This window comes from Microcella sp., assembly GCF_019739195.1.
Lineage (GTDB): Bacteria > Actinomycetota > Actinomycetes > Actinomycetales > Microbacteriaceae > Microcella.
Window position 1 is genome coordinate 1654107 of sequence record NZ_JAHHDS010000003.1, and the last position, 17130, is coordinate 1671236.

The 17130-nt window shown below is 68.9% G+C and carries 18 protein-coding genes; 11 read left to right on the plus strand and 7 right to left on the minus strand.

Features of this window, described 5'->3' with window-relative positions; translation table 11 throughout:
- The first annotated feature begins 213 nt into the window (after positions 1-213).
- Positions 214-2172 carry a DEAD/DEAH box helicase gene (locus KL788_RS09790; protein ID WP_293170837.1) on the plus strand — a complete coding sequence of 653 codons (1959 nt, stop codon included), beginning with the start codon at positions 214-216 and terminating at the stop codon, positions 2170-2172.
- Positions 2173-2427: 255 nt separating this feature from the next.
- Here the strand turns inward: KL788_RS09790 and KL788_RS09795 are convergent, their stop codons facing one another.
- Positions 2428-3471, minus strand: coding sequence for an EamA family transporter (locus tag KL788_RS09795; RefSeq protein ID WP_293170839.1), 1044 nt, complete (start codon positions 3469-3471; stop codon positions 2428-2430).
- Between the two features lie 180 nt (positions 3472-3651).
- On the opposite strand from KL788_RS09795, the gene cysK reads away from it, so the two are divergent.
- From cysK to KL788_RS09820, 5 genes are all read left to right on the plus strand, one after another.
- The gene (gene cysK, locus KL788_RS09800) at positions 3652-4587 is read left to right on the plus strand and encodes a cysteine synthase A (RefSeq protein ID WP_293170841.1); all 936 of its coding nucleotides are present in this window, start codon (positions 3652-3654) and stop codon (positions 4585-4587) included.
- A 6-nt stretch (positions 4588-4593) separates the two neighbouring features.
- Complete coding sequence (gene epsC / locus KL788_RS09805) at positions 4594-5154, plus strand: serine O-acetyltransferase EpsC (RefSeq protein WP_428846117.1); 561 nt, start codon at positions 4594-4596, stop codon at positions 5152-5154.
- 76 nt (positions 5155-5230) lie between these two features.
- A complete protein-coding gene (locus tag KL788_RS09810) occupies positions 5231-6865 on the plus strand; it encodes a SulP family inorganic anion transporter (RefSeq protein ID WP_293170845.1) in 1635 nt (544 codons plus the stop codon).
- Positions 6866-6896: 31 nt separating this feature from the next.
- Positions 6897-8843, plus strand: a complete 1947-nt coding sequence (gene recQ / locus KL788_RS09815) for a DNA helicase RecQ (RefSeq protein ID WP_428846118.1) — start codon at positions 6897-6899, stop codon at positions 8841-8843.
- A 21-nt stretch (positions 8844-8864) separates the two neighbouring features.
- Complete coding sequence (locus KL788_RS09820; protein WP_293170847.1) at positions 8865-9575, plus strand: lysophospholipid acyltransferase family protein; 711 nt, start codon at positions 8865-8867, stop codon at positions 9573-9575.
- A 52-nt stretch (positions 9576-9627) separates the two neighbouring features.
- Here KL788_RS09820 and trxA read toward each other — a convergent pair whose 3' ends face one another.
- Positions 9628-10008 carry a thioredoxin gene (gene trxA / locus KL788_RS09825; RefSeq protein ID WP_293170849.1) on the minus strand — a complete coding sequence of 127 codons (381 nt, stop codon included), beginning with the start codon at positions 10006-10008 and terminating at the stop codon, positions 9628-9630.
- A gap of 216 nt (positions 10009-10224) precedes the next feature.
- Between trxA and KL788_RS09830 the strand changes: the two genes are divergently transcribed.
- From KL788_RS09830 to KL788_RS09840, 3 genes are read left to right on the plus strand one after another with little or no spacing between them, the layout of a single operon-like run.
- Positions 10225-12348: an acyl-CoA dehydrogenase gene (locus KL788_RS09830; protein ID WP_293170851.1), complete on the plus strand. Its 2124-nt coding sequence runs from the start codon at positions 10225-10227 to the stop codon at positions 12346-12348.
- Positions 12349-12389: 41 nt separating this feature from the next.
- Positions 12390-12902: a methyltransferase family protein gene (locus KL788_RS09835; RefSeq protein ID WP_293170853.1), complete on the plus strand. Its 513-nt coding sequence runs from the start codon at positions 12390-12392 to the stop codon at positions 12900-12902.
- A 9-nt stretch (positions 12903-12911) separates the two neighbouring features.
- Positions 12912-13640, plus strand: a complete 729-nt coding sequence (locus tag KL788_RS09840; protein WP_293170855.1) for a dienelactone hydrolase family protein — start codon at positions 12912-12914, stop codon at positions 13638-13640.
- A gap of 6 nt (positions 13641-13646) precedes the next feature.
- Here the strand turns inward: KL788_RS09840 and KL788_RS09845 are convergent, their stop codons facing one another.
- Both KL788_RS09845 and KL788_RS09850 read right to left on the minus strand, forming a co-directional pair.
- A complete protein-coding gene (locus KL788_RS09845; RefSeq protein WP_293170857.1) occupies positions 13647-13793 on the minus strand; it encodes a hypothetical protein in 147 nt (48 codons plus the stop codon).
- A gap of 84 nt (positions 13794-13877) precedes the next feature.
- Positions 13878-14126 (minus strand): glutaredoxin family protein, encoded by a 249-nt coding sequence (locus tag KL788_RS09850; RefSeq protein WP_293170859.1) that lies wholly within the window; start codon positions 14124-14126, stop codon positions 13878-13880.
- Positions 14127-14184: 58 nt separating this feature from the next.
- Here KL788_RS09850 and KL788_RS09855 point away from each other — a divergent pair, with 58 nt between their 5' ends.
- Together KL788_RS09855 and KL788_RS09860 are read left to right on the plus strand one after the other, a co-directional pair.
- Complete coding sequence (locus KL788_RS09855; protein ID WP_293170861.1) at positions 14185-15297, plus strand: DUF998 domain-containing protein; 1113 nt, start codon at positions 14185-14187, stop codon at positions 15295-15297.
- Positions 15294-15725: a rhodanese-like domain-containing protein gene (locus KL788_RS09860; protein WP_293170862.1), complete on the plus strand. Its 432-nt coding sequence runs from the start codon at positions 15294-15296 to the stop codon at positions 15723-15725. The genes KL788_RS09855 and KL788_RS09860 overlap by 4 nt, the downstream gene beginning before the upstream one ends.
- Here KL788_RS09860 and KL788_RS09865 read toward each other — a convergent pair.
- The 3 genes from KL788_RS09865 to KL788_RS09875 form a co-directional block, all read right to left on the minus strand.
- Entirely contained in the window at positions 15722-16516 is a 795-nt protein-coding gene (locus KL788_RS09865) for a DUF554 domain-containing protein (RefSeq protein WP_293170864.1), read from the minus strand. The genes KL788_RS09860 and KL788_RS09865 overlap by 4 nt on opposite strands.
- A 67-nt stretch (positions 16517-16583) precedes the next feature.
- Complete coding sequence (locus KL788_RS09870) at positions 16584-16910, minus strand: type II toxin-antitoxin system PemK/MazF family toxin (protein ID WP_293170866.1); 327 nt, start codon at positions 16908-16910, stop codon at positions 16584-16586.
- Positions 16907-17110, minus strand: coding sequence for an antitoxin MazE family protein (locus KL788_RS09875; RefSeq protein ID WP_293170868.1), 204 nt, complete (start codon positions 17108-17110; stop codon positions 16907-16909). Before KL788_RS09875 ends, KL788_RS09870 begins: the two co-directional genes overlap by 4 nt.
- Positions 17111-17130 lie beyond the last annotated feature (20 nt).

Genomic DNA, 17130 nt, shown 5'->3' on the forward strand with positions numbered 1-17130 from the left:
ATCGGCTGTCAGCACCGACTCGAGTAGTATGGAGGGTCGGCTGAAGACAGCGCGGGCACTCCGCGTGAGCAATTGTGTGTCTTCATGGCCGGTACTCTCCGCCGATCGGCGGTCAGAGATCACCTCAAGATGTGACGGCCTCCAGTCGACGACTGCCTGGATTCGCGGCGCGCGTGCGCCGACGACGCTTCTTCGCACCACGCAGAAAGAACCATGCCTCAGAACAACAAGGGCGGCGCTTCGCGCAACCCCCAGAACTCCCGTACCTCGACCTCGGGTGGCGGCGCTCGCGCCAGCGCGCCCGGGTCACGCAGCCCGAAGCACCGCGGCTACCGCCCCGAAGACGCTGACGCGCCCGCCAAGAAGGCTCGCTGGAGCCGTGACGAGCGCGTCGACCGCGGTCACGCCCCCGAGCGAGCGCGCCCTGAGTCGGCATCGCGCGACGAGCGCGCGCCGCGGGACGATCGCTATGGTCGACCGCAGCGCGACGACCGCGCCGGCCGCCCGCAGCGCGACGACCGCGCGCCGCGTGCACAGTACGACCTCTCCGCGCGCCCGCAACGGGATGACCGCTCAGGCCGCCCGCAGCGCGATGACCGTTCTGGTGCAGCCCGCACCGGCACCGGCCGTGCGACGCACCGCCCCGACTGGCGCCCGAAGTCTGACACCGCAGGCTCGGCTCGCCCCGCCTACCGCGGTGGCCGCGACGACCGACCGGCGCGCGACTCTGCACGCGATTCTGCTCGCGACGAGCGTGCCGCCCGCAACGAGCGCTCCGCTCGTTCGTTCGACCGCGACGCCCGCCCTGCTCGCTCGACGGGTCGCGATGAGAGACCTGCCCGCACCTCTGACCGCGACGACCGGGCACCGCGCTCGTTCGACCGCGAGTCACGCCCCGAGCGCCGCGAGTCGAGCTTCTACCCGAGCCGCGACGCGAAGGCCGGCAAGGTCGACGACGTCCTGCTCGAACGCCTGACCGCTGACGCGGTCGTGGCGAAAGACGTCGAGGGCATCACGTTCCGCGACCTGGGCCTCGGCGACAACATCACGCGCACGCTCGAAGACCTTGGCGCGGTGCAGCCGTTCCCGATCCAGGCGGCGACGATTCCCGACGTGCTCGCCGGTAAAGACGTGCTCGGCCGCGGCCGCACGGGTTCGGGCAAGACCATCGCTTTCGGAGCCCCGCTCGTCGAGCGCCTCATGGAGAACGGCGGCGGCAAGAACCGTCAAATGGGCCGCGCCCCGCGCGCGCTCATCCTCGCGCCGACTCGTGAGCTCGCCCTGCAGATCGACGGCACTGTGCAGCCCATCGCCCGCAGTGTCGGTCTCTTCACGACGCAGATCTACGGCGGCGTGCCCCAGGGTCGCCAAGTCGGTGCCCTGCAGCGTGGTGTCGACATCATCATCGGCACCCCGGGCCGCATCGAAGACCTCATCGAGCAGGGTCGCCTCAACCTCAGCCAGGTCGAGGTCGTCGTGCTCGACGAGGCCGACCACATGTGCGAGCTGGGCTTTCTCGAGCCGGTGCAGCGCATCATCCGCCGCACGAAGCGCGACAGCCAGAAGCTGCTGTTCTCGGCAACGCTCGACTCGGGTGTCGCCTCGCTGGTCTCGGAGTTCTTGCGCAACCCCTCGGTCTACGAGGTCGCCGGTGAAGACCAGAAGTCGTCGACGATCGAGCACAAGGTGCTGCTCGTCGAGCAGCGCGACAAGCGCGCGGTGATCGAGCAGCTCGCGGCAGGCTCGGGCAAGACTCTCGTCTTCGCCCGAACCCGAGCGTTCGCTGAAGAGCTCGCTGACCAGCTCGACGACGCCGGAATTCCGGCGGTCAGCCTGCACGGCGACCTCAACCAGGCACGCCGTTCGCGCAACCTCGAGAAGCTCACCAACGGGCGCGTGAAGGTTCTTGTGGCGACCGATGTCGCTGCGCGGGGCATCCACGTCGATGACATCTCTCTGGTCGTTCAGGCCGACGCCCCCGACGAGTACAAGACCTACCTGCACCGCTCGGGCCGCACGGGTCGCGCGGGCAAGGTCGGCATGGTGGTGACGCTCATCACGAAGCCGCGTGCCCGTCGCTTCGACGAACTGCTGGGTCGCGCCGAGATCACCGCTGAGACCCACGCAGTGCGCCCCGGCGACCGTCTGCTCGACGAGCTCGCGGCCCTGTAACCCGAGCGCGGCACCCGCGCCAGCCCTGCGCGGTCCGCACCCCCGTCGCGCAGACTCGTGAAGTCAAGGAAGCACGCGACCGAAGTCGTCCAGACTTCCTTGACTTCACGAGTCCCGCGCAGGCGGGCGACGGATGCTTGCGCAGGCGGGCGACGGATGCTTGCGCAGGCGGGCGACGGAGGCCCGCTCGGGCGGGCGGCGGATGCTTGCGCAGGCGGGCAGCGCGCGGGCGGCTGGAAGGCGTCGGATGCTCGCTCAGGCCGCGGCGAGCATCGCGCTCGCGGCCAGGGCGAGCGCGAGTCCGGCCCACTGCAGCGGCGCGATGCGCTCACGCAGCACGACCGCCGCGAGCAAGATCGTGCCCGCCGGGTAGAGCGCCGTGAGCACGGAAACGACCGTGAGGTCGCCGAGCCGCAGGCCGACGAGCACGATGATGTTGGCGATCGCGTCGAGCACCCCGCACGCGATCGCGAGCGCGAGACCACCGCGCCAGCCGCCGCGCAGCGCCGCGGCTGCCGCGGCGAGCAGGCTGGGGCGCGCGACACCGGCGGGAGCGCCGACCGCCGCAGGGTCGACCGGTGCGCCGGCAGACGCAGTCTCGTAAGGCGAGGTCGTGGCGCCAGAACCCTGCGACACGCGCGGGGCACCGTGGGTGCCGTCGAGCACCGCGGCCGGAGCATCCGTCGCCCGCACGTGCCGTCGCCCCGCGACGAAGGCGAGCACGACGATGAGCGTCACCATGATGGTCGCGTTGACTGTGCGATTGGCGACGAGCGGAATCAGCCCCGAGTCGTCGGGCGTGAAGTCGATGAGAATGTAGAAGGCTCCGATGAGCACGCCCGAGGCGGTGGCCATGAGCAGCCCGCGCAGGGTTGGCCGCACCGCGCGCTGGTCGGGCACGAGCCCGACGAGAACCACGGCGACGAGGGCCAGCGCGAACGCCGGGTAGGCGATCACGCCGAGCTCAGACCCGGTCGCGAGCCCCCACGTGAGCGGCACGATCGCCGACGTCACGGCCGTCAAGGGCGACAGGATGCTCATCGGTCCGATCGCGAGGCACGCGTAGAGCAGGGCGATCGCCGCAGCGCCCGTCGCACCCGAGAGCGCGCCCCAGAACAGCGCCTCGGCCGACCACACGCCCGGCACGATGAGCGCCCCGATGGCGAGCAGCAACACACCCGACAGCGCGCCGATCGCGGTGACGCGCAAGGCGCTGATGCGGCGAGCGGCGAGGCCGCCCAAGAAGTCGGCCGCGCCGTAGACCAGGGCGCCCGCGAGCCCGAGAACAACCGTGAGCACAGTGGCGCACCTCCTCGGGCGATTCTGGCAGGAGGGGAATGCTGGAGCGAATCCGAGGGTTGTCGTCGACGGATGCCCGCACCGTCATATTCGCGCGACCGCGGTGTGCCGCCCGTACCCTAGAACCACAGACCTCCGCCACCACCACGGACCCGACCCTCTTCTCAAGGAGACACCCTCATGGCCCGCATCTACTCCGACATCACGCAGGTGTTCGGCAACACCCCGCTGGTGACGCTCAACTCGGTCACCGATGGCGCTGGCGCCACGGTGCTCGCGAAGCTCGAGTTCTACAACCCCTCCGCGAGCGTGAAAGACCGCCTCGGTTTCGCCATCGTCGAAGCGGCCGAGAAGAGCGGCGAGCTGAAGCCCGGCGGCACGATCGTCGAGGCCACGAGCGGCAACACCGGCATCGCCCTCGCCATGATCGGTGCGGCACGCGGCTACAAGACTGTGCTCACGATGCCCGAGACCATGAGCAACGAGCGCAAGATGCTGCTCAAGGCCTACGGGGCCGAGCTCATTCTCACGCCCGGCAGTGAGGGCATGAAGGGCGCCGTTGCGGCCGCCGAGAAGATCGTTGCCGAGCGGCCAGGCACGGTGCTCGCCCGCCAGTTCGAGAACGAGGCGAACGCTGAGATTCACCGCCGCACGACGGGCCCCGAGGTCTACAACGACACTGACGGCGCCGTCGACATCTTCGTCTCGGGTGTCGGCACCGGCGGCACGCTGACCGGCACCGGCCAGTACCTCAAGCAGCAGAAGCCCGGCGTGCAGGTCGTCGCGGTCGAGCCGCTCGAGAGCCCTATTCTCAACGGCGGCGCCCCCGGCCCACACAAGATCGCCGGCATCGGCGCCAACTTCGTGCCCGCCGTGCTCGACCGCGAGGTCTACGACGAGGTCATTGACGTGAACATCGAGCAGGCGGTCGCCATGGCCCGCCGACTCTCGGCCGAAGAGGGCATCCTCGCCGGCATCTCGTCGGGCGCCACGGTGCACGCCGCTGTCGAGCTCGCGAAGCGCCCCGAGAACGCGGGCAAGACCATCGTCGTCATCGTGGCCAGCTACGGCGAGCGCTACCTGTCGAGCGTGCTCTACGACGACCTTCGCGCGTAGATGGGCATGCGGGAGGACATCCGCACCGCCCGATTGCGCGACCCGGCCGCGCGGTCGGGCCTCGAGGTCTTTCTCACCAGCGTCGGGCTGCACGCCGTGTGGTGGTACCGCATCGCGAACCGGCTCTGGCGGTGGCGCCTGCGGCTGCTCGCGCGCATGATCTCGCAGGGCGCGCGCTGGTGGACAGGCATCGAGATTCACCCGGGCGCGACCATCGGCCGCCGCCTCTTCATCGACCACGGCATGGGCGTCGTCATCGGCGAGACCGCTGAGATCGGCGACGACGTCATGCTGTATCACGGCGTCACGCTCGGCGGCCGAACACTCGAGAAGGTCAAGAGGCACCCGACCGTGCACGATGGCGTGCTCATCGGCGCTGGGGCGACGGTGCTCGGCCCCATCACGATCGGCGCGCGCTCGCAGATCGGCGCGCTCGCCCTCGTGACGAAGGATGTTCCTGCCGACTCGGTCGCCACCGGAATTCCCGCAACCTCCCGCCCCCTCGATCGCGGCGCGGGCACCACGGGCGCCGACGGCTTTCTCATCGACCCGGCCATCCACATCTAGGGCGCCGCAGGACCTTCTGCCCTTGCCCGCGGTGCCGGTCGGGCGCATGCTGAGCAGTCTGAGAGAGTGAGGCTCGATGACGGCTCGGGGCTACGTGCTCGGCCTGCTTCCGCGGCGCGCTGACTACGCGATGGTGCGGCGCACCTGGAAGGGCGACCTCATCGCGGGCCTGACGGTCGGCATCGTCGCACTGCCGCTCGCGCTGGCGTTCGGCGTGAGCTCGGGCGCGGGTGCCGAGGCCGGGCTCATCACCGCCATCGTGGCCGGACTCGTCGCTGCCGTGTTCGGCGGCTCGAACATCCAAGTTTCGGGGCCGACCGGTGCGATGGTTGTCGTGCTCGGGCCCATCGTCGCGGCGCAGGGCGCGGGGGTCGTGGCGCTCGTCACCATCATGGCGGGCATCATGGTGCTCATCGCCGCGGTGCTGCGGCTCGGGCGCGCGGTCGCGGTGATTCCGTGGCCCGTCATCGAGGGCTTCACGCTCGGCATCGCCGTCATCATCTTCTTACAGCAGGTGCCCGCCGCACTCGGGGCACCGGCGGGGCCGAGCCCCAACTCGCTCGTCGCCGCTGTGCAGACCGTCGTCGCGACCGACTGGGCCGCGGCACTCGTGCCGCTCGCGATCGTCGCGGTGGTCGCCGTCATCATGGTCGTCGCACCGCTCGTGCGCCCCTGGGTGCCCGGCTCGATCATTGCGATCATTGTCGTCACGGTGATCACGACCTGGCTGGCGCTGCCGGTCGACACGATCGGCACTCTTCCTGCCGCGCTGCCCGCGCCCGGACTGCCGAGTCTGTCGGGGGTCGACATCGCGGCACTGCTGATTCCGGCTGCCACGATCGCGGCGCTCGCTGCCATCGAGTCTCTGCTCTCCGCGCGCGTGGGTGCCTCGCTCGCCGACACCGGCCGGCTCGACCCCGACCGCGAGCTCGTCGGCCAGGGTCTCGCCTCGGTGGCTTCGGGACTCTTCGGCGGCATGCCCGCCACGGGAGCCATCGCCCGCACGGCCGTGAACGTGCGGGCCGGCGGGCGGTCGCGGCTCGCGGCGATCATCCACTCGATCGTGCTCATCGGTGTCGTCTACCTGGCCAGCACGATTGTCGCGACCATTCCGCTCGCCGCGCTCTCGGGCGTGCTCATGGTCACGGCGGTGCGCATGGTCTCGGTGTCGACCGTGCGGCGCATCGTCACGGCGACGCGGTCTGACGCGCTCATCTTTGTCGCGACCGCCGCCGTCACGATCGCCTTCGACCTCATCATCGCGGTGGGCATCGGCATCCTCGCGGCTGGCATCATCGCGCTGCGCACGCTCGCGGCCTCGAGCGGGGTGCACCGCGAGCCGCTGCCGGGCGAGCCGCAGCCCGGTGATGAGCGCATCGCGCTCTTCCGCCTCGACGGTGCCCTGTTCTTCGGCGCGGCCGAGCGGCTCACCGACGCCATCAGCGAGACGGCGGGGGCGAGCGTCGTCATCGTGCGGCTCTCGCAGATCCGCGACCTCGATGCGACGGGCGCCCGCGTCATCGTCGAGCTCATCGAGGGTCTTGAGCGACGGGGCATCACCGTCATCATCAAGGGCATTCAAGAGCGGCACCTTCGGCTCGCGACCCGCGTCGGCGTCGTCGGAGCGCTGCGGCACCCGAACCACCTCGTCGCCTCCCTCGACGATGCGGTCGAGCACGCGCGTTCGCACATCCTGCGCGAGACGCCCTGAGCAGTCAGCGGTGCCGGGTAGCCTGGGGCGAGTGACCACGACCGCCGCCACTCCCCAGCAGGTGCTCGAGACGGTCTTCGGCTACCCCGCCTTTCGCGGTGAGCAGCAGGCCATCATCGATCACGTCGTCGGCGGCGGTGATGCCCTCGTGCTCATGCCGACGGGCGGCGGCAAGAGCCTCTGTTACCAGATTCCCGCGCTCGTGCGCGAGGGCGTCGGCGTCGTCATCTCGCCACTCATCGCGTTGATGAAAGACCAGGTGGATGCTCTCGCGGCGGTCGGCGCCCGCGCGGCCTTTCTCAACTCGACCCAGTCGCCCGATGAGCGCCGGGCCGTCGAGGCCGCCCTGCTCGCGGGAGAGGTCGATCTGCTCTACATGGCGCCCGAACGCGTCACCGTGCCGAGCACTGCCGAGCTGCTCGACCGCATCACGGTCTCACTCTTTGCGATCGACGAGGCGCACTGCGTGTCGCAGTGGGGGCACGACTTCAGGCCTGACTATTTGGCACTGTCACTGCTGCACGAGCGCTGGCCGAGCATCCCGCGCATCGCCCTCACGGCGACGGCGACCGACGCGACCGCGCGCGAGATCGTCACCCGGCTCGATCTCGGTCGGGCCCGGCAGTTCGTGGCGAGCTTCGACCGGCCGAACATTCAGTACCGCATCGAGCCGAAGAACCAGCCCGTGCAGCAGTTGCTGCAGCTGATCCGCAGCGAGCACCCCGGCGACGCGGGCATCGTCTACTGCTTGTCGCGGGCGAGCGTCGAAAAGACAGCGATCGCGCTTGCCGAGCACGGTATTCCTGCGCTTCCGTATCACGCAGGCCTCGACGCAGCCACACGTTCGAACCACCAGTCGCGCTTTCTGCGCGAAGAGGGCATCGTCATGGTCGCGACGATCGCGTTCGGCATGGGCATCGACAAGCCCGACGTGCGCTTCGTCGCACATCTCGACCTGCCGAAGAGCGTCGAGGGCTACTACCAAGAGACGGGGCGTGCCGGGCGTGACGGGCTGCCTGCGACGGCCTGGCTCGCCTACGGTCTGCAAGACGTCGTGCAGCAGCGCCAGATGATCGAGCGCAGCGAGGGCAACGCCACCTACAAGCGGCGAATGGGGCAACTGCTCGACGCCATGCTCGCGCTGTGCGAGACGGTCGAGTGCCGGCGGGTGCAGCTGCTCGCCTACTTCGGGCAGCAGTCAACCCCGTGCGGCAACTGCGACACCTGCCTGTCACCGCCCGAAGCATTCGACGGCACCGTGCCGGCGCAGAAGCTGCTCTCGACCGTCGTGCGGCTCGACCGTGAGCGCAACCAGCGCTATGGTGCAGGGCAGCTCATCGACATCCTGCTGGGCAAGCGCACCCCGCGCGTCGAGCAGCTCGGGCACACCGAACTCAGCACCTTTGGCATCGGCACCGAGCTGGGCGAGCAAGAGTGGCGCGGCGTCGTGCGGCAGCTGCTCGCCCAAGGCCTGCTCGCGGTGCAGGGCGAGTACGGCACGCTCGGCATCACCGAGAGCAGTGCCGCGGTGCTCAAGGGCGAGCGCGAGGTGCGGCTGCGCCGTGAAGCCCCTCGCACCAGCCGCGCGTCTCGGGGGTCGAAGCGCTCGGCGCCGAGCGACCTGCCGGCCGAGGCCGCCGGGTTGTTCGAGCGGCTGCGCGCGTGGCGAGCATCCACCGCGAGGGCTCTCGAGGCACCCGCCTACATCGTCTTCGGCGACGCGACGCTGCGCGGCATCGCGCTCACCGAGCCGGCGACGCTCGACGAGCTTGGGCAGGTGAGCGGGGTCGGCGCGGCCAAGCTCGAGAAGTTCGGCGCAGCCGTGCTTGCGATCGTGCGGGGTGACGAACCAGCCGCTGCTGCGTCGCGTGACGAGCCCGCCTTCGCCGACGAGCCGCCCTTCGCCGACGAGCCCCCTTACCCCGACGAGCCGCCCTACTTGGATGAACCGTTCAACGACATTCCCCCGCCGGAATAGGCCGCGTGCCACGATGAACACATGCTGACCTTCGTCGCCCGCGCGTTCGTCGCGCCTCTCGCGAAGGCGATCTGGCGGCCGACGATCATCGGTCGCGACAACGTGCCCGTCGAGGGCGGCGTCGTCGTCGCGAGCAACCACTTGTCGTTCATCGACTCAATCATCATCAGCATGCTGGCCAGCCGTCGAGTGAGTTTCTTAGCGAAAGAGGAGTATTTCACCGGCACGGGGCTCAGGGGCGCGATCTCACGTAGCTTCTTCACGAGCGTCGGCGCGATCCCGGTCAAGCGCGGTGCGGGCCAGGCCGCTCAAGAGGCGCTCGATGCCGGGCTCGCCAAGATCGAGGCCGGCGAGGCCTTCTCGATCTACCCCGAAGGCACGCGCTCGCGCGATGGGCGGCTCTACCGGGGCAAGACCGGTGTCGCCTGGCTCGCGCTGACAGCCGGCGTGCCCGTTGTACCCGTGGCGCTCACGGGCACCCAGAACCTGCAGCCGGTCGGCTCGAAGCGCATCCGCCGCGCGAAGATCACGATCGAGTTCGGCGAGCCGATGGATCTCTCGTCGTTCGGCGCCGCGAACTCTGGCCGTGCGCGTCGACACGCGACCGATGCACTCATGCTGCGCATCCAGGCGATGAGCGGGCAAGAGTACGTCGACCACTACAACGAGCCGCCGCCCGCGAACGTGGGTGAGCGCGTCCGTCGCTTTTTTCGCACCCGGTCTGAGCTTTAGCGCAGACAGAAAACGCAGCGAGCTCTAGCCCCTCAGCACCGGCGCACAAGCACTACTGAGCAGCGGGTGCCTCGGCTTGCGCGGCAGCGATCTGCCGGCGCACGTCATCCATATCGAGGCCCTTCACGGCGGTGATGACCTGCTCGAGGGCGGGTGCCGGCAGGGCTCCGGGCTGCGAGAAAACGAGGATGCCGTCGCGGAAGGCCATGAGCGTTGGAATGGAGCGGATGTTCGCGGCGGCGGCAAGCGCCTGCTCGGCCTCGGTGTCGACCTTGCCGAAGGTGACGTCGGCGTGCTGCTCGCTCGCCTTCTCGAAGATCGGGGCGAACTGGCGGCACGGGCCACACCATTCGGCCCAGAAGTCGACGAGCGTGATGCCGTCAGACGTGACGGTCTGCTCGAAGTCGGTTGCGGTGAGGTTCACGGTTGCCATGCGATCATTCTGACACACACGCTCGATACCCTGGGGGGTATTCTCTCCTGGCGAACGGGGCGGGCGTCAGCGTCCGCCCACTCTGAGCCTCTCCACTATGCGAACGCCCAGCTTTGTGAGGGTATCGACAAAGCGCGTGCCTACCGTCGTCGCGCCCTTCGTGGAGCGAGCACCACGAAACCCCGCGACGCTCGCCGCAGTTCTAGCGTGGCCCTCATGAGCACCATTGAGTCTTCTGCGCCCACCGAGGCCACCGCACCCCTCGCCCCGTCGACCCCGCCGGAGGCCGATGACAGCACGATCGCGACGACGGATGCTGGCCCGACGCTCGACGTCGCCGCACTCGGCCAGCAACTGATGGGGCGTTGGGCCGACAGCCGTCGTGCTTCGCGCGAGCTCATGCGAAAAGAAGCCTTCCACCGCGTTCCGACCCACGGCATGGACGAGCACCGCGAGCGCGTGCTCGGCCAGCTGAAGCTGCTCGTCGAGCAGGGCACGGTGCACCGCGCGTTCCCCGAAGAGTTTGGCGGCGACGACGACTTCGGCGGCTTCATCGCGAGCTTCGAAGAGCTCGTGATCGGTGACCCCAGCATGCAGATCAAGTCGGGCGTGCAGTGGGGGCTCTACGCCTCGGCGATTCTGCAGCTCGGCACGGCGCCGCACCACCAGGCGTGGCTGCCCGACGCGCTGAACCTGACGACCCCCGGCGCCTTCGCCATGACCGAGACCGGTCACGGCAGCGACGTCTCGGCGGTCGGCACGACGGCGACCTATGACTCCGCGACCGATGAGTGGGTCATCCACACGCCGTTCCGCGCCGCCTGGAAGGACTACCTCGGCAACGCCGCCCTGCACGGCAAGGCCGCGGTCGTGTTCGCCCAGCTCATCACGCGCGGGGTGAACCACGGCGTGCACGCTTTCTATGTTCCGCTGCGCGACGAGAAGGGCGCCTTCTTGCCCGGCATCGGCGGAGAAGACGACGGGCTCAAGGGCGGCCTGAACGGCATCGACAACGGCCGCCTGCATTTCACGAACGTGCGCGTGCCGCGCACCAACCTGCTGAACCGCTACGGCAATGTCGACGAGAACGGTGTCTACACCTCGCCGATCGAGAGCCCCGGCCGCCGCTTCTTCACGATGCTCGGCACGCTCGTGCAGGGCCGGGTCTCGCTCGACGGCGCTGTCACGGTCGCGAGCAAGCTCGCGATGACCATAGCCATTCGCTACGGCACCGAGCGCCGCCAGTTCGACGGGGGCGAGAGAGAAGAGGTAGTTCTGCTCGACTACCAGCGCCACCAGCGCCGCCTGCTGCCGCGCCTCGCGCAGACCTACGCCATGTCGTTTGCGCACGAGGTGTTTCTCGAGAAGTTCGATGCGGTGTTCTCGGGCCGCACCGACACCGATGCCGACCGCGAAGACCTCGAGACCCTCGCCGCGGCGCTCAAGTCGCTCAGCACCTGGAACGCGCTCGACATCATTCAAGAAGCGCGCGAGGCGTGCGGCGGCCAGGGCTTCCTTGCCGCGAACCGGCTGACGCAGCTGCGCGCTGACCTCGACATCTATGCCACCTTCGAGGGCGACAACAACGTGCTGCTGCAGCTCGTGGCCAAGCGTCTGCTCACTGACTACAGCCGCGCCTTCGCGAAGGCCGACGCCGGCGTCATGGCGCACTACGTCGCCGACCAGGTCAACGAGGCTGTCGTCAACCGTTCGGGCCTGCGCCGCCTGGCGCAGTCGGTCGCCGACTTCGGCTCGACCGCGCGTTCGGTGGGCTACGTGCGCGACACGGCATCGCAGCGGCAGCTGCTGACCGACCGAGTCGAGACGATGGTGGCTGAGCTCGCGAGCAAGCTGCGCTCAGCATCCAAGCTGCCGAAGCCGCAGGCCGCCGCCCTCTTCAACCGCCACCAGAACGCGCTCATCGAGACGGCCAAGGCGCACGGCGAGTTGTTGCAGTGGGAGGCCTTCACCGAGGCCCTCGAGACGATCGAGCACGAGGGCAACCGTCAGGTGCTCACCTGGCTGCGCGACCTGTTCGGGCTCGGCCTCATCGAGAAGAACCTCGCCTGGTACGTGATTCACGGCCGACTGAGCGACCACCGTGCTCAGGCGATCACCGACTACATCGACGACCGGCTGCTGCCGCGCCTGCGCCCGCACGCGCGAGCACTCACCGACGCGTTCGAATTCGCTCCCGAGCACATTCGCGCCGACATCGCGACGGGCGAAGAGCAGGCGCGGCAAGACGAGGCACGTGACTACTACGCCGAGCTGCACCGCAGCGGGCTCGCGCCGATCGATGAAAAAGATCTGCTCGCGGCCAAGAAGGCTCGTCGCTGATCGCTGCTGCGGCAACATTCCGCGCGGCGTAGGGTCAGGGCATGACGGATGCTGTGCCTGACCCTGCGACGCCCTTTCGACTGCACCCGGCGGCGGCCTGGGCGCTCGTCGGCCTGCAATTCGTCTTCTTGATACTGCTCGGCTTCCTGCCCTGGGGCGACCTGTGGCTGCGGGAGGTCGGCACGCTCGTGCTGGGCCTCGTGCTGGTGGCGCTCGGCATCGGCATCGCTCTCGCCGCTGGTGCCGGGCTCGGGCGCACCCTCACCCCGAGCCCGATTCCGAAAGCTGACGGCCAACTCGTCACGACGGGCGTCTACGGTCTCGTGAGGCACCCGATCTATTCGGGTCTGCTCGTGCTCGGCGTCGGCCTCGTCGTCATCGGCGCCTCGTGGCTGCACCTCATCGCGTGGGTCGCGCTGCTGAGCGTGCTCATGACGAAGTCGCGGTTCGAAGAACTCATGCTCGCCGACCAGTACTCCGACTACGCGACGTATGCCGCGCGCGTCGGTCGGTTGGTGCCCGGCGTCGGGCGCATCCGCTCGCCTCGCGCGTAGAGTGCGTGAATGAGCCTCACCGACATCGTCATTCCGCAGCCGGGCGACCTGCGCGGCGGTGAGCTCACCGGTGTGCTCGGGGTGCCCGACGGCCCGGGCCCGTTCACCCCGCTCGTTGTCGTGCACGAGTTGTTCGGCATCGACGACGCCATGCGTGACCACCTCGAGCGCCTGCGCGGCATGGGCTACCTCGTGCTCATGCCGAACCTGTTCAGCCGCGGTGGCGCGCGGCGCTGCCTCGTGGCGACGTTCCGCGCGCTGCGCAGCGGCACCGGGGCAGCCTTCGACGACATCGAGGCCGCCCGCAGTCTGCTGCTCGAGCGCGACGACACGACCGACCGCGCGGGCGTGATCGGCTTCTGCATGGGCGGCGGGTTCGCGCTGCTGCTGGCGGGGTCGGGCGGCTATGGCGCAGCATCCGTCAATTACGGGATGCTGCCAGCCGACCTCGACGACGCCCTCGACGGTGCCTGCCCCGTGGTCGGCACGTTCGGTGCGCGCGACCTCAGCCTGCGGGGCGCGGCCGAGAAGCTCGAGACGGCGCTCGCCGCCCGCGGCATCGAGCACGACGTGGTCGAGTACCCCGAGGCGGGGCACGCCTTTCTCAATGCGGTGCCCAACGGCACGCGACTCGCGCGCATCGCGATGGGTCCGATGCTGCGGCTCGGCTACCAGCCCGATGAGGCGGCAGACGCCTGGCGGCGCATCGACGAGTTCTTCGATCGCACGCTCGCCTGAGGCGCCCTACTTGTTCGTCGCGTTCGTGACCGCGTCAGAGTTCTGCGTGCGCCCGTTCGACGCCTTCTTGTCGGCCTTGGCGATGCGCTTCTCTTTCAGAGTCTTCGACGCGGCGGTCTTCGGGGTGTTCTTGCGTGCAGACTTCTCGCCCATGACGGCTCTCTTTCGTTGAGAGCCTGACCGGCTCTGTAGTGCTGAGCGTACGCTGTCGCACCCAGAGCGCGGCGTCGAGGTCGGCTAGACGCCCAACTTCTGGCGCACGGCGTCATCGCTCGGCTCGACGAGGTGCGAGCCGTCGGGGAACACGACCACGGGAATGTTGGTGCGACCGCTGATCGCCTGCGCCTGCGCGGCGGCCTCGGCTGAGACCTCAACGTCGACCTTGGTCCAGTCGACGCCGAGCTCGTTGAGCAGGGCCTCGGTGCGGCGGCAGTCGCGGCACCAGTCGGCGCCGTACATGGTGATGGTGCTGGCTGAATCAGTCATAGAAACTGCAACTCGACCGAGCCCACCATTGTTCCCGCGCCGTCTCTAGACTGACCGCATGAGCGAGACCCTGTCATCATCGCGGCCCGGCGGTCGCACCCTGCTCGACGTCGAGAGCGAGGCCTTCGCGGTCGCCATCGCTGTCGGCGTCGTGACCCTCATCGTCGGCGGCATTCTCTTCGCGGGCAGCAACCCGCCCATCTGGGGTGGACTCTCGCTGGGCCTCGCCACAGCGGGATCGATCCTCATCGCGGGGGTGATCGTCGCCTACGTCGGATACTGGCGCAGCCGCTCGATCGAAGGGCAGCAGTGGCGCCTCGAGCTCAAGTCGTGGAAGTTCATCGTCGACGCCACATCGGTCGCCCTCGTGCACTCGGTGCTCGCCGTGCTCGCCTCGATCGCCACGTTCTTGCTTCTGCAGCGCAGCTTTCAGGGCCTCGTGCTCGACGCGCCGTTCACGACCATCGCGATGGCGGTCGTCACCGCTCTTTGCGCCTACTGGATCTACCTCTCGGTCTCGTCGATCACGACCCCCAAGCTCTCGAGCCTGCTCGTGCTCTTCATGACGTTCGGCACGCTCACGGCCATGGCCACGGCGAGCGACCCGGCCTGGTGGGAATACCACTTCAGCCAACTCGGCACCTTCGGCGACCGCTCGAGCAGCCTGTTCAACATCACCCTGATCATTGCGGGCGTGCTCGTGACGACGTTCGCGCTCTACCTGCAGCGCGACCTGCAGGTTCTCGTCGACCGGGGCGTGCTCGTCAAGCCGACCGCACCCCGCACGGTGTCGATCATCTTCGTCGTCATGGGCGTGATGCTCGCGTGCGTCGGCATCTTTCCGCTGACGGTGAGCATCCTGCTGCACAACCTCTCGGCCATGGGCATGGCGGTGGCCTTCCTCGTGATGCTGTTCGCCTCGCCGTGGATCCTCACCGGGCTGCCCCGGCGTTTCTTCGTCGTGTGCGCCGGCTTCGCCGCGGCCCTTATCGGTGGCGCCCTGCTCTTCGAGCCCGTGCAGTACTACAACCTCACGGCCTTTGAGCTCGTGGCCTTCGCGATCATCTTCGCCTGGATCGCCATCTTCATCCGCTACATCAACGCGGTCGTCGAGCAGCCTTCTGCTGCGGCGACGGCTGCTGCGCCGAAGCCCGGGACGGTGCCCGCATGACCGACTCTCCGCTGGGCAGCTTCGCCGACTCGGGTGCGACCGCCGCGCACTACGCCGCGAAGCTCGCGGTCGAGACCGATGCCTCCGACGTGTGGGCGGCGCGCCAGGCCGGCGTCGAGTTCCACCTCGTCGACGTGCGCGGGCAGGCTGCCTACGATCAGGGGCATGCGGTCGGGGCGCTGCACATCCCCAGGCAAGAGCTCGCTGCTCGAGTGGCAGAGCTCGGCGTGGGCATCCCGGTCGTCGTCTACTGCTGGTCGCCCGGCTGCAACGGCGGCGCGAAGGCGGCGCTCGAGCTCGCGCGCCTCGGCGTGCCCGTGAAAGAGATGCTCGGCGGCTTCGAGTACTGGGCCCGCGAGGGCTACCCGGTCGAAGACGTGAACGGGCCGTTGCACCGCGAGATCGACCCGCTCACGAACGTCGTCTAGCCGCCCAGCAGGGCCGACACCCCGACCGTCAGCAGCGGCGCCACGATGAGCGCCGGCAGCATGTCGGCGACCGACACGGCGCGCAGGTTGAGCAGGCGCAGGCCGACGCCGAGCAGCAGCACCCCGCCCGTTGCGGTGAGTGCCGCGATCGCCGCGCCCGACATGACCGTGCCGAGGAAGAATGCGAGCACCGTCAGTAGCCCCTGCCAGATGCCGACGGGGATCGCCGAGAAGGCGACGCCCCAGCCGAGCGAGGCGGCGAAGGCAACCGCGGCGAAGCCGTCGAGGGTTGACTTGAGGGCGAGCTGCTCGATGCCTTGGCCGGTGCCGTCTTGAAAGGCTCCGAGAATGGCGAGCGGGCCGATCGCGAAGACCAGTGATGCGTCGACGAAGCCCGTGATGAAACGATCGCGGCCGGTGAGGGCGAGCGGGGCGCCGTCGGGGTGCAGAGTGGGCTCGTCGCTCGCGCGCGTGGTCGTGAAACGGCGCTGCAGCCAGCCGCCGAACTTCTCGAGCTGTGCTTCGATGCCGGCGAGCGAGCCGACGATGCTGCCGATCAGCAGCGCGCCGATGACGACCAAGAAGGTGCCGCCTGCGCCGACCGCGCCGACGAAGTCAGGGTCGCTCAGGGCGACGAGGTTGAGGCCGCCGAGCACGATCGTGATGAGGCCGAGAGCGTCAGTGACGACGCGGCTCGTGCGCTCGGGCAGTCGTCGGCCGATGAGCACACCGATCGTGGCGCCGATGACGATGGTGACGATGTTGAGCAGGGTGCCGAGGCCGACGATCACTGCTCTAGGTTATTCGGCCCCGAACGTGCCCACTGACGCGACCTCATGCTCAGGCGTGCGCGGCGGCCTAACGGGCGATGCCGAGGAACACCAGTATTCGGCGTTCAAGGTCGGTGAGCTGCTGTGCCGTGACCTCTCCCACACGGGTACCAACGTTCGCGCGCCTGACGGTGGTGAGCTTGTCCACCATCGCGTAGCTGTCAGCGTCGACACCGGAGTTCTCGGTTGCCGGAATCAGCACGCGCAGAAGTGGTGCATCGACGACGGTGGTCGTCAGAGGGCACACGGTCACCGAGTCGAGGGCGGCGAAGAGGTCGTCTTGCATGACGACCGCCGGGCGCGGCTTGCTAGCGTAGACCCCTCCGGCGACGAGCCGGATCTCGCCGCGTTTCACTCGTCCCAGCTGGTGCTGATGGCCTCGACGAACTGCATGTCGTCACTGTGTACCGACGCGGCGGCGACCGATGCTGCCTGGCGCTGCGCCTCGACCGCGAACGATGTCGAACGCACATCAGGCACCCACACCTGAACCGGCCGCAGGCCTTCGGCGCGCAGTCGGTCTCGGTACGCAGAGACACGGGCTCGAGAAGACATACGGCAATGTTACATGTCAC

Excerpts from the sequence above, each read along its gene's own strand:
- KL788_RS09790 (WP_293170837.1), top strand. The coding sequence starts at position 214 with ATGCCTCAGAACAACAAGGGCGGCGCTTCGCGCAACCCCCAGAACTCC.
- cysK (WP_293170841.1), top strand. The coding sequence starts at position 3,652 with ATGGCCCGCATCTACTCCGACATCACGCAGGTGTTCGGCAACACCCCG.
- epsC (WP_428846117.1), top strand. The coding sequence starts at position 4,594 with ATGCGGGAGGACATCCGCACCGCCCGATTGCGCGACCCGGCCGCGCGG.
- KL788_RS09810 (WP_293170845.1), top strand. The coding sequence starts at position 5,231 with ATGACGGCTCGGGGCTACGTGCTCGGCCTGCTTCCGCGGCGCGCTGAC.
- KL788_RS09820 (WP_293170847.1), top strand. The coding sequence starts at position 8,865 with ATGCTGACCTTCGTCGCCCGCGCGTTCGTCGCGCCTCTCGCGAAGGCG.
- trxA (WP_293170849.1), bottom strand. The coding sequence starts at position 10,008 with ATGGCAACCGTGAACCTCACCGCAACCGACTTCGAGCAGACCGTCACG.
- KL788_RS09830 (WP_293170851.1), top strand. The coding sequence starts at position 10,225 with ATGAGCACCATTGAGTCTTCTGCGCCCACCGAGGCCACCGCACCCCTC.
- KL788_RS09835 (WP_293170853.1), top strand. The coding sequence starts at position 12,390 with ATGACGGATGCTGTGCCTGACCCTGCGACGCCCTTTCGACTGCACCCG.
- KL788_RS09840 (WP_293170855.1), top strand. The coding sequence starts at position 12,912 with ATGAGCCTCACCGACATCGTCATTCCGCAGCCGGGCGACCTGCGCGGC.
- KL788_RS09845 (WP_293170857.1), bottom strand. The coding sequence starts at position 13,793 with ATGGGCGAGAAGTCTGCACGCAAGAACACCCCGAAGACCGCCGCGTCG.
- KL788_RS09850 (WP_293170859.1), bottom strand. The coding sequence starts at position 14,126 with ATGACTGATTCAGCCAGCACCATCACCATGTACGGCGCCGACTGGTGC.
- KL788_RS09855 (WP_293170861.1), top strand. The coding sequence starts at position 14,185 with ATGAGCGAGACCCTGTCATCATCGCGGCCCGGCGGTCGCACCCTGCTC.
- KL788_RS09860 (WP_293170862.1), top strand. The coding sequence starts at position 15,294 with ATGACCGACTCTCCGCTGGGCAGCTTCGCCGACTCGGGTGCGACCGCC.
- KL788_RS09875 (WP_293170868.1), bottom strand. The coding sequence starts at position 17,110 with ATGTCTTCTCGAGCCCGTGTCTCTGCGTACCGAGACCGACTGCGCGCC.